10 protein-coding genes are annotated in these 11,395 nt (G+C 33.5%); all 10 read right to left on the bottom strand.

The features are described 5' to 3' along the window. Positions 1–1,319, bottom strand: a 1,319-nt coding sequence (locus B1B04_RS24880; protein WP_079564355.1) for a LamG domain-containing protein, incomplete at its 3' end; no start/stop codon positions are given. Positions 1,320–1,362: 43 nt separating this feature from the next. Next, complete coding sequence (locus B1B04_RS24875) at positions 1,363–2,286, bottom strand: LamG domain-containing protein (protein WP_079564353.1); 924 nt, start codon at positions 2,284–2,286, stop codon at positions 1,363–1,365. Further along, positions 2,287–3,546 (bottom strand): discoidin domain-containing protein, encoded by a 1,260-nt coding sequence (locus tag B1B04_RS24870; protein ID WP_079564351.1) that lies wholly within the window; start codon positions 3,544–3,546, stop codon positions 2,287–2,289. It abuts the gene before it with no gap. A 40-nt stretch (positions 3,547–3,586) separates the two neighbouring features. Continuing rightward, positions 3,587–4,828: an SPRY domain-containing protein gene (locus tag B1B04_RS24865; RefSeq protein ID WP_079564349.1), complete on the bottom strand. Its 1,242-nt coding sequence runs from the start codon at positions 4,826–4,828 to the stop codon at positions 3,587–3,589. Continuing rightward, positions 4,828–6,048: a discoidin domain-containing protein gene (locus B1B04_RS24860; RefSeq protein ID WP_079564346.1), complete on the bottom strand. Its 1,221-nt coding sequence runs from the start codon at positions 6,046–6,048 to the stop codon at positions 4,828–4,830. Before B1B04_RS24860 ends, B1B04_RS24865 begins: the two co-directional genes overlap by 1 nt. Next, positions 6,049–7,503, bottom strand: a complete 1,455-nt coding sequence (locus B1B04_RS24855; protein ID WP_079564343.1) for a discoidin domain-containing protein — start codon at positions 7,501–7,503, stop codon at positions 6,049–6,051. Next, positions 7,503–8,960, bottom strand: coding sequence for an SPRY domain-containing protein (locus B1B04_RS24850; RefSeq protein ID WP_079564340.1), 1,458 nt, complete (start codon positions 8,958–8,960; stop codon positions 7,503–7,505). Before B1B04_RS24850 ends, B1B04_RS24855 begins: the two co-directional genes overlap by 1 nt. Position 8,961: 1 nt before the next feature. Further along, positions 8,962–10,020: a hypothetical protein gene (locus tag B1B04_RS24845; RefSeq protein ID WP_079564338.1), complete on the bottom strand. Its 1,059-nt coding sequence runs from the start codon at positions 10,018–10,020 to the stop codon at positions 8,962–8,964. Positions 10,021–10,037: 17 nt separating this feature from the next. Continuing rightward, entirely contained in the window at positions 10,038–10,367 is a 330-nt protein-coding gene (locus tag B1B04_RS24840) for a hypothetical protein (protein WP_079564335.1), read from the bottom strand. A gap of 744 nt (positions 10,368–11,111) precedes the next feature. Continuing rightward, entirely contained in the window at positions 11,112–11,318 is a 207-nt protein-coding gene (locus B1B04_RS24835) for a hypothetical protein (protein ID WP_079564332.1), read from the bottom strand. Between the last annotated feature and the right edge of the window lie 77 nt (positions 11,319–11,395).

The raw sequence follows: 11,395 nt of genomic DNA, 5'->3' as shown, positions 1-11,395 counted from the left end.
TTGACGAACACATCATCTAAAGAACCGTAAACACGCTTAGGATTGAGTAGTTTGATGAATTGAGGTTGTGGGATAGCTTTCATCTCAAGTACTCTTTGAGCAGTCTCAGGGGCTTCATCCGTCCATGTCGTAACTTCAAAGTCACCTTCTAGTTCATCAATAGGCGACCAATTAGCTTCTAGGATTAAATCGGCTTCATTTACAGCTTCATCATCTGTGTAGTAAAGAACCTCAACACTATCACCAAACTCCTCGTAGATGTCGAATGGCTCGGTAGTAGTTGATACAATAATATCGTCTGTAGACTCTGTATAAGCCACTACAGTAGGTAGTTCACCAATGTAGTCATAAACACTGTAAGGGTCAACACCTGTCTCTACAGTGATTAGAGAGGTGTCTGAGTCGGTGTAGTAAATAGCTTGAGGTTTGTCACCTAGTAAATCCTGTGGCTTGAACTCATTTTTATTTAATACAATAGAAGTAAATTGTTTATCTTCAAAATCGGACCACATAGCCACTGATTTATCTCCTGATAATTCTTTCCAATGTTTCTCTTTGATATGGTCAAGATTGTTCATTCCATATTTAATGAAGTTTTCCTCTGTTGGTGTAATTGATTGCCATGAAGTACCATCGTGGTGTTTATATTCTGAATTGTGTTGAACTAGATATTTGTCAGAAATAGGGGAAATTACTATATCATAAAATTCAATATAATCCAATTGTCCGTTAAAATAAAGTGAATTATCAGGACTTCCTCCAACAGATAAATTGAAAGTAGGTTTCATTCCTATTTCATTAAAGTCACCCAAACCGGTTAAGACTAAAGTTCCGTTTATGTATATGTTGACCGAGTTGTCTTTTAATAATCCATCATCAGTTATCACAATATCATGCCACAAACCAACTGTTATATTTTCTGGAGGTACAACTAAATAAGTTGGTATTGAAGTTGGACTACCTCCATATACTTGATAGACTAATCCACTTTGATGCCAAACTAATCTATACCCATAAGGATTATTACCACTTGTAGAACTAATTAATACTTGAGAAGTTGTTGCTTGAGTCATTGGCTTAAACTTTAATCTAATAGTTTTTTTACCTTGTGGAATAATGGTGTTATTAAATTGCACTCGCTGATTAGTCCCATTAAAACTCATAGCAAAACCATTACCATTCCAACCTGCTACACGAGTAGGAGCATTAACTAGTGTTCCTGTATAACCACCAATAGAATCCATAACATCACCACTAGGTTCATCAAAACCAATAAATGCTTTACCATATTTACTTAAATTATCTTTACTATTAGCCACTGTATTGACCTCCCGTTTTTTTCATATTAAAAGGACAACTAGTTTAATAGTTGTCCTCAATCATTGCTGTTTTAAAATCACTACCGATAGGAATAGTAAACATTCTGCCTTTCCCTAATGGTGTTCTGTTATTAGTCACAATCTCATATTCAGTTGTAGTTTTAGTAAAATCAATAGGTGGTCTATCGACTGCTGAATCAATCTCTTTTATTATTCCACCTTGAGCTAACATCATATATTCTGTTGTGTTAGGAATCTCTTTTACACGAGCTGTGTCAGGGGATAAAACAAGGTTTTTACTGTCTGTTGTTTTTACTACTAAACGCTTTTGAATGAAGTCAGAAGGGGAGAGAGCCTTATTGTAGATTTGTAAATCATCTAGTTGCCCATCAAATGAGAACCCTGTAGCTGAGTAATGTCCTAATACAGACATGTTGTGTATACTAACTGCTGTTTCATTGGATATTGCTGTTGTCTTTGAAACCAATTCTTCATCTAAATATAATTTTACTGCACTTGTACTAGTTGTTCCATCCCAAGAAAACATAATGTCATACCATTTGTTTATATCTAATATTTTGCTTAGTCCTGTGCCAAATATTAAATTGTTTTTTTCATATAAATTTATATATAAATAACTATTATATAAACCTATTTGTAATCCATTTCCTGCTGAACCTTGAGTTCTTGTTACAATAACACCTTCTTTATTAGAAGTTACTTTTAATTTAAACCTGATAGTTTTTGCACCATTAGGTATTATAGGAGAATTGAATTTTACTACTGTAGAGGCAATGGTATTTCCACTCATTGCAGATCCTTCACCATTCCAACCACTAACTCTAGTAGCTCCTGTAATTGTGTCTGTATAGTAATTGCCTAGTTTATCTAAAACATTACCACTTGCTTCATCAAAATCAAACCATGCGACACCATGTTGTGCCATTAATTGCTCTGTTGTTGCCATTTATTTCACCTCTCTTTTATATCCATATTTAATTTCGCACCATGATGCTACATTACTACCATTTGTTGTGTGGTTGATTATTCTTAAATACCTATAACTACCATTTTTTAGACTGAATGTATATGTAGTTATAGCTTGCCAATCATCTTTGCTAAAGTTTCCAAGCTCTGTCCATTGTGTGTTATCGTTAGAGCCTTCAATTGTAAAGGTCTTTGGCATTTGGTCTATATTTTCAATTCTACGAGCTGATAGAGCTACGCAATTTACTTCTTTCTCTGCTCCAAAATCTATCTTTACCCATGATTCTAAGTGCTGATTTGAAGCTGTAGCCCAAGTGTTGTAGGTTGTTCCATCTGCTGTGATTCCATCAAAAGCTCTAAATGGTTCATATAAGCTTCCATTGATACTACTAGCACTAGCTACTAGTGGAGAAGGGACATTGTTAGCTGTCATGTTAGTTTCATACCAAGTGTAAATAGGCTCAAAACTATTATTCTCTCTCAGTTCTTTGATATTTAAAGTATTAATTTTATCAATATCATGTGTGAACACTTTGCCACTCACATTAGCAACAGGTGTGTCATTAAAGTATCTATGTTTGTCAAAAGGTACATCTAATTGAATTTCCTTACCTTGCTTAATGCCATGTAAAATCATGTTTTTAGGAGAGTTGTCAGGCAGGTGAACTAGAGTGTTGTCTGATAGGGAATAATATTCATTTGTTATATCACTATAAATAGAGAAACCAAACTCATTAACTTTCACTTCAAAGTCAATAGGAGCTAAGATGTTGTTGTTTAAATTGAGTTTTTCTATTTCTTTTAAACCATCTGTTAATCTGCTATTTAATAAAGTAGAGCTATATTTACCATTCACACGAAAGATAGTTACTTCTTTTGGTATTCTCCCTTCAGGAGAGCCTAAACATATGACCATTTTAGTTATTACATCATCTGTCTCTATTGAAAACCTAGCCCAATTCCCTTGACCTGCTGTTGAGTTTAAACTATAAATGAAAAGTGTGGAAGAAGCTCCACCTGTTGAATTGTTAGTATATATTTTGTTGTTGTTTGATAGCCTATCAAATCCCCAATAAGAGGTGTCATTCCAGTAATGAGGAACTCCTTTTGTTACTGTATCGTATGCATCTAATCCACGATAATTAACTTTTTTAGAGCCATAAAAAAGCTCTATTTCAGTAATGGTTGCACCATTGTTGGAAAAGTAATCAAAAAGCTCTATCACATATGTTTCTTTCATTTTCTCACCTGTTTCTATTTTTTAAAATAAAAACTCAGCACTAATTAAAACTAATGCTGAGTGGTTTTCTATCTAATTTAGTTGTCCACAACCCATCTGAATTTTCTGACACGCCATCCTGTAAAATATAGTTTTTATCTAAGGCTATTGCTTCCAACCCATTAAACTCAAATTTAGCACCGTATTTAATGAAATTTCCTTTTGAAATGGATGGTATTTCGCAAAACGATAGATATTCACATCCATATATCACTTCACCGATAACAGGTGAAGTATCTCCATTGAAATCATATACGAAAATTTGATAATATTTAAAATAACCTTCTTTATCGAATCTATATGTCCTTTCTTCTGAATTTTTCCATCCAATTTGATTTCGAACTTCTTTTAAAGTTGTCCAATTTAATGCATCATTTGAACCTTGGAAATCAAAGTTTTTTGGCGATTCTGTCGATGCTGTCGTGCTTCTCGCTACAACAGTTACCTTATTAACCCTTGTATACTTTCCAAAATATAATCTAAGCCATTGATTAATAATTGAATTAGTCGCTGTAGACCATCCATTACTATCTTTTAACCCATCAAAAGCTCTCCAAGCAGGGAAGGTTGAGCTATATACACTACTAGCACTAGCGACTAGGGGAGAAGGAACGTTGTCAGATGTCATTTTTGTATCATACCAAGTGTCGATAGAATCTAGTGAATAGGTTTTATTGTTCGATTGAAGCAGTGTTTTTGAATAAGGAAGAAGCCCATAAGATTTATATCCATTTGGAATGGGAAAATTGAATAATTGTTCCTCAAAGATTGCGGTCACTGTGATACTACTACTTGTGCCATTTGTTGTAAATGCAGGATATACTTCTCCTAATTCATAAATATTCCTAAATGCTATACCTTGAGAGACACCATTTTTATAAAATTCAATAGTGCCATCATCTAGGTTCAATGCTATACCAATAATATCGTTATTAGAATATGCTACTCCATATGACTGTGATGTATTGCCTTCAATTCTACTTCCATTTATTGCATAATATCTACTTAGAGTAGAGTTATAGGTACTTCCATACCCACTTTTTGCTGATACAATTCCTACCATAACATTTAATATAGAACCCATCTTTAGCTCAAAGTACCACTTTCCACTACTTCTAGGATAATTTGCCACAACAGTTTGGTTTGAATGTTTTATAAAAGCTGTCAAGTCATTGTTACTAAATACTGTAGCGCTATGATTAATTTTTGCGCTATCCCATGTGACTTTATCAATATCTAACATTATTTCACCTCAGTTCTTATGCTTCTTATATCAAAATACTTTTTTAAATCAATTGTTTTGCTAAATACTTTTCCTATCTCGCCAACACCTAAAATCTCACTATTATTTGTCATTGTCAGAGGTTCTAATTCTGTTACTGTGCGGTCAAGTAGGGGATATGAATTATTCATACCTTGTTCTATAAATTGTTGAGAAGTAGGTAGTGAGTCTGATATATTTTTCCAATTGGCTGTCTCTGTTAAGACACCACTTTTTCTTTCTGCAATAAAGTCAATTTCATATACTACCCATAAAGTACTTGTAGCTGTTGAATTTGATGAAGCTATTATTCTATAGTATAGATATGGTTCTTTCACATGATTTGTTAAATCAAATATGTTTTTTTCTCCTATCCTACTAAGCGAAGGTGAGAAAAGAGTTGTCCATGTTGTCTCGTTATTAGACACTTGAATATTAATGCTTGGTATAGAGTTATTCACACTACTACCTTGTCTAAAAATAAAAGTTTTTAATTTCTCAGGTTTTCTCAGTTTTATCCCAAAATATGCGATACCTGCTACATTGTTAGACATGTTTTTTGACCAAAATGTGCCTTTTGACAGGTTGCTGTAAACCGTATCTTGATTACCACTAATGAAATAATCGAAATTTTCATCTGTTGTTGTGAAGATAGGAGAATCAATAATAGTTTCTTCGTAAATATCCTCATGATATTGTTTATACTCACCATCATGTAAAATAAGTGTTTTATTTATCGTTTTCTTCACATAGCCTAATTTTATTTCTCCGAAACCTGTGTAACTTCCACCATTACTAGATAATATTTCTATTTTGTAATAAAGATATGGTGTATTATTTTCGAACGCTTGTTCTGACGATGTTGCTATAGGTCTACCGAAAGTTCTTAAAGTTGTAAATGCTTTTCCATCATTAGAACCATGTATAGCGATAGAGGTTGGGTAATTATCCAAAACAGTTTGAGTCATGTCTGTTTGAATTATATTTACTACTCTCGTTTGGTCTAGTTTGATTGTTATGTGACCAACCTTTGCTCCACTTGTTGTAAGCCATCTAGTATCACCACCTGCGTTAGATAGAAACCCATCAAATGCTTTCCAACCACTATAGGCAGAACCCATTGTACTACTAACACTAACCACAAATGGGGAAGGTGTTGTATTAGAAGTCATTTTAATATCATACCAAACTGTTGTGTTCATTTACTTCACCTCTGTTCTTATACTTCTTAAATCAAAATATTTTTTTAAATCAATTGTTTTAATAAATACTTTACCAATTTCTCCTGACGAGAGAATATCATTTCTTTGTGTCATTTCAGTTGGTTCTAATATAGTGATTGTACGGTCAAGTAGGGGAGATAAATTATCCATTCCTTGGTCAATAAATTGCTGTGATGTTGGCAATGTGTCTGAAATATCTTCCAAATATTTTGATTCAATATATTCATATAAACTGTCATACGCAAGTGAATTAAATACTAAAGCTGAATGGTAAATTTCTAAATTTCGAATATTAGCGTTGATAAAAAGTGTATTGCTTGTTGCAGATTTTCCTATAATTGTATTGTAAGTTCCTTGAACTGTTTCTGTTGCATTGGCAGTAGTTGTGCTATCAGGCACTATTAAATCATCTATATACAGTTTTGCTCCATTGGTGTTTATTGTTCCATCCCAAGTAATAAGAACATTATGCCATTGTCCATCGTTTATTTTTTTAACTGAGTTCATGTTAAATCTAGTTGTTCCTGCTATACCTTTGCGACTAGTAACATTGATACCACCAGCACCATTAATCTGAATTATCATACCATGTTCATTAGCGCTAGAGTTTTCAGATAAAATAGTTTTAATAGTTGGTGAAGAATCTGTTGTTTTAATTTGGAAAAAGATACTCTTAGCTCCTATGGATAATATTTTCCCTGAGAATTCTACAAAATTGTTAGTTCCATTAAATTTTAATCCGTGTTCGCCTTGCCATTCTATATCACCATTAACAGTGCCAAAAATATCAGTCTTATTTGATACTAAGGTGTTCCCACTAGTTTGAGTCATAGAGTAGTGTCTTTGGTAGGTATTGTTAATAGGGTTAATTTTAGTTTCATTAATTAAATAATGTGAATCATCTACCCATTTCTTATATTTACCTCCATGAAAAATAAGTGATTTATCATCAATTCTTTCATAACCAAATAAAATCCCTGCAATAGATGTTAAATCAGTTCTCCCACTGTTATTAAAAAATTGGATTCTGTAATATCTATAAGCAGTATTTCTTTTATTATTTAGCTTATACTCTCTAACTTCTCCCGAAGTCCAATTTTTCTCTCCACGTACATTCTGTAAAGTGTCCCATGTGGCAAAGTCAGTAGAACCAAAAACATCAAAGTCTCTTATCATAGAAGAGTCTGAGCCAATTCTTGCTGTGAGTTTTAATCTATTAACTTTTTTTGGTACACCAAAATCTATTCTAATCCAACCTGTTGTGTTTCCTACGGCAGAGGGGGTCATCCAAGCGTCACTAGAGTCTGTGTTTGTACCGTTTAAAGCTCGCCAAGCTCCATATGGAGTAGAATGTTCACTACTAGCAGAAGCAACCAATGGAGAAGGAGCATTGTTAGATGTCATTTTAGTTTCATGCCAAGTTATTTCATTCATTATCTCACCTCAGTTCTAATACTTCTTATGTCAATGTATATTTTCAAATCAAATGTTTTGCTAAACACTTTACCAATTTCTCCTGACGATAGTATGTTATTTCTTTGTGTCATTTGGAGGGGTTCTAGCTCTGTTACCACTCTGTCTAATAGGGGAGTGATGTTGTCCATTCCTTTCTCAAGGTGAGTAGAGTTTGGTAGCGTAGAGGAAAATGTTGACCAATGTACTGATTCTTTAAGCTCTCCTTTGTATATCTCTAAGTCAGTGAATTGACCTTCGAAGTAATAGGGAGATAATGTTGAAGCACCTGTTTCGGAAGCTCTACAACCTATAACTAAATTATTTGTTGCAGTTGTAGACTCTTTATAAGAGTGTGCTAGATAATAGTCTAATACACCATCCACATACCATTTAATGTACTGACCATCTTTGTATTCTAATATCAGTTCATGCCACTTGTTATCACATATCATGGTTTTCCCATTCTGAGCAGAAATATCCCATGTACTAGCACCTGTAATGTTGACTGCATAATGTAATGTTCCAACGTCAGAAATACCTATAAACCAACCTCTTTTGGTGTTTTCAGATGTAGACATGAGTATTTGTGTTTTTTTTGACGAAACTTTGATTTTGTATTTTATTATCTTATCTCCGATTGGGAATAGGTTATTAACTGTTGAACGTAGGAGTTGATTGATTCCATTAAAACTAGCAACATATCCATGTTCTGAATCATATATTTGATTTGGAGTAATAGGAGAAGTAAAAACTGTTCCTTTTACACCTTTAATCTCACTACTACCGTCCAATTTTAAATTCTCTATTAAGTTAGTAGGATTCTGTGAATAAACCTTTCCTAACTTTTTATATTCACCATCATGTAAAATAAAAGTTTTATTAGTAGGATTAATCATCCTTGAGCCATCATATGATAAAGTTTTGTATTTAATATCGGTAGGATGGTATTTAAATGGTGTTGCTCCAAAATTAAAGGTAGCAGTACAACCGCCAGTTGACGAAGCAGATGTTATGGCAGGGAATAGAGTTCCTAAAGTTTCTAAATCAGTAAATGCTACACCTTGGTTTACACCATTAACATAGAATGTCAATACACCATCATCTAGATTCAAGTTTATACCAACTGTATCTCCTGCTTTAAAAGCTGTGCCATACGGTAACGATATAGATTGTGTTCCACTCCATTTCGTTCCAGTCAAGCTATAATAGCCTCTAGATGTAGTTAAGTTGTATGTAGTTCCAACTGACGCACTAGTTATAACATTAACCATCGCATTATTAAGGCTTTCGAATGTTATTTCATAATACCACTTTCCACTACTTCTACCGATAGATGCTCTAGCAGTGCCAAACGCATCAGTAATTACAGCGGTCATATTGTCATTCTTCAAAGTCACATTACTACCTTTATTGATTAGGTCTAGAGTTACCACCATATTACTTCACCTCAAATCTATCAATCTTCAACCATTCTTCACGAGTGATTTTTTGTCTGTGTAGACTTCCTTCACCTAACCATGTATCATCCATTGTCATGTCATACTGATAATCACGTTTAAGGCTTAATGATGTTGTTCCTTCTTCATAGAAGTCTAGCTCACCAACTCCTGAGTAGGTAGTATATCCATTATTTTCAGTCCAATTGATTCTATAGGCATGGTATTTCTCATTGTTTGAGAAACTGTATTCTTTGTCTATGTTTGTAGCTGTCCAAATTTGGTTGATTTGAGTGTCTAAGTCTTTCCATGTTCCATTGATACCATCTGTAGTATCATTGCTTGCTTGAAGAACCCAACTTTTAGGCATAGCTTGGTAAGTGATCATACTTCTAATGTTGTATTTAGTTATTCTTTTCTTGTTGGTAAAATAAAAACCTAAAAAACCCTCGATTATACTTGCTTTTGTAAGGAAATAAGCACTATCAATTTTGTCGAAAGCTTTCCATTTTACATAAGTAGAAGAATATTCACTTGAAGAAAAAGGGAATCCTTCTGTAGAAGAAGTATTAGAAGTTAATTTAGGTACTACATATCTACCTTTACTCAACACCTTTTGTTCAATATATTTATTAGTATCAAAATCACTATTTGCTATAATAAATACATCACTAACAAACCCTGCAAACAAATCTATCCGCACTTGAATATATTGCTTAGTTTCAGATTGAATTGCTCCATCTTCTGCAATAGCAACCCATTTAGACCAATTTATACCATTATCGGAAACTCTTGTTAGCGCAGCGAATGAGCTTGCGCCACTAACTGTGTTATCTGTGAATACTTTTTCAAAATCTTGGAAAACATCTCCTAAATCAATAGCGTCAGAAGTCCAAGAGCCTTGTTCTATATAAACAGGATTTCCTTGACCATCAACGTCAACATCAACTAACCGTAGATACCCTGTTGTTTTGTCAATCATGGTTTTATCGTGCGTTCCTGAGACACCGATGGATAGTCCTATTTCTTTCTTCTCTGTATTACCGCCTATTGTAGCCATATGAGTATTTTCCTTTCTTAGTGAATTATGTTCTCTTCTTGTCTATTGCCTTTGTCAATAGATTCTATGCCACCGATAAAAGCAATGAAACTCCCATCTACATTTGTAAATGAGTTGTCAAAAAATAGCACCAATAGTTTAGTGTTTTTAGGGGATTTGATTTCTCCAATTCTAGCATCTAATCCTTTGCTCACTAGATTGTCTTTTAGTTTTTCAAGTGAGTATTTTCCTGTGTCTATTGTGTATACTTTCTCAGTTGAAGACTCAAATAAAGAAATCTTGTTGTTTGTTGTTGTTATTTCTAAAGAATCGTTTTTATCAGGTAGATTAAGCCAAAATCTTTTCATATGAGCATTTTCCTTCCTTAGTGTGTTAATCTAATAACCCAATTCAATTGACCTGCTCTATGAGCCTCTAAAGGGGCATAGAAGCGTTCTATTTCAATCCCACCTAACTTGAATACCAAATGACCATTCATAGACTTGTTAGAAGTCAATTTGACTTCAATAAAAGCACCTTCATCAAAAGGAATTGAAACAACAGGTTGAAAGAATAGTTGAGTATCATATTTCGTGTAAGTTGTTTTGTAGCCAAAATTAATTGACTTAATATTTGATTGCTGAATACCGTGAACTTTGCTGTAATCAGCGTAAGCTTCTTTATATGTGATAAGGTCTTTGTCTGAGAAGTTTGTTGTTAAATGATATGTTTTTCCAACTTCATCATCTATGTATTCAATCTCAATTCTTCAACCATTTAAGTTAAAAGAGCCATCAGACATTTCGAAGAATAATTTCATCCCTTGACCGAACAAACCAAAACGTATGACCTGATTTTTCTGAATTAAATAGAAATCATTTTTCTTATGCGTGAGTAGGTCATACTCAGTATTCCAGTTAAACAGAATATTGATTGCTTGATTATTTTCGAATATGTGAATAACATTTTTATCAATCTCTTCATTGTATTGAAGTATTCTATTAAAAGCCCCATAAAAAATAGGGTAGGGGAGAAAGTCCCTTACCCAGTAAAATCAATGTTTTATCTCTTGGATATCACTATGTTACTTTTGTAACGGTAAATACGTTGTACTAACGAGTTTTTAGCTGCTGACGCTGTGGCAATTTAACAACTAATTTGTTTTTATCTTTAATTCCACTTCTACCAACTGAAGTGAAAGGCTCTTCTCCCAAACTATCTACACGAACATTAAACCAACAGTCTTTAACCTCAACAATGTTTCCTGTTATGTTTCTATCACCACCAATGCGGTCATTAGTTGCGAATGTTACTTCCAAGTGGTTCTGTCAAATAAACAAAAAAATTCTCCTTAACAGAAGCGTTAAGGAGATCTTTAAATTTCAATTAATTTATG

The organism is Lysinibacillus sp. KCTC 33748, assembly GCF_002237755.1.
GTDB lineage: Bacteria > Bacillota > Bacilli > Bacillales_A > Planococcaceae > Lysinibacillus.
Note: the sequence above shows the minus strand (reverse complement) of the source record. Positions and strands in the feature narration are given on the sequence as shown.

What these genes read in the sequence shown, in the direction of transcription:
- B1B04_RS24875 (WP_079564353.1), bottom strand. Translation starts at nt 2,286, where the DNA reads ATGGCAACAACAGAGCAATTAATGGCACAACATGGTGTCGCATGGTTT.
- B1B04_RS24870 (WP_079564351.1), bottom strand. Translation starts at nt 3,546, where the DNA reads ATGAAAGAAACATATGTGATAGAGCTTTTTGATTACTTTTCCAACAAT.
- B1B04_RS24865 (WP_079564349.1), bottom strand. Translation starts at nt 4,828, where the DNA reads ATGTTAGATATTGATAAAGTCACATGGGATAGCGCAAAAATTAATCAT.
- B1B04_RS24860 (WP_079564346.1), bottom strand. Translation starts at nt 6,048, where the DNA reads ATGAACACAACAGTTTGGTATGATATTAAAATGACTTCTAATACAACA.
- B1B04_RS24855 (WP_079564343.1), bottom strand. Translation starts at nt 7,503, where the DNA reads ATGAATGAAATAACTTGGCATGAAACTAAAATGACATCTAACAATGCT.
- B1B04_RS24850 (WP_079564340.1), bottom strand. Translation starts at nt 8,960, where the DNA reads ATGGTGGTAACTCTAGACCTAATCAATAAAGGTAGTAATGTGACTTTG.
- B1B04_RS24845 (WP_079564338.1), bottom strand. Translation starts at nt 10,020, where the DNA reads ATGGCTACAATAGGCGGTAATACAGAGAAGAAAGAAATAGGACTATCC.
- B1B04_RS24840 (WP_079564335.1), bottom strand. Translation starts at nt 10,367, where the DNA reads ATGAAAAGATTTTGGCTTAATCTACCTGATAAAAACGATTCTTTAGAA.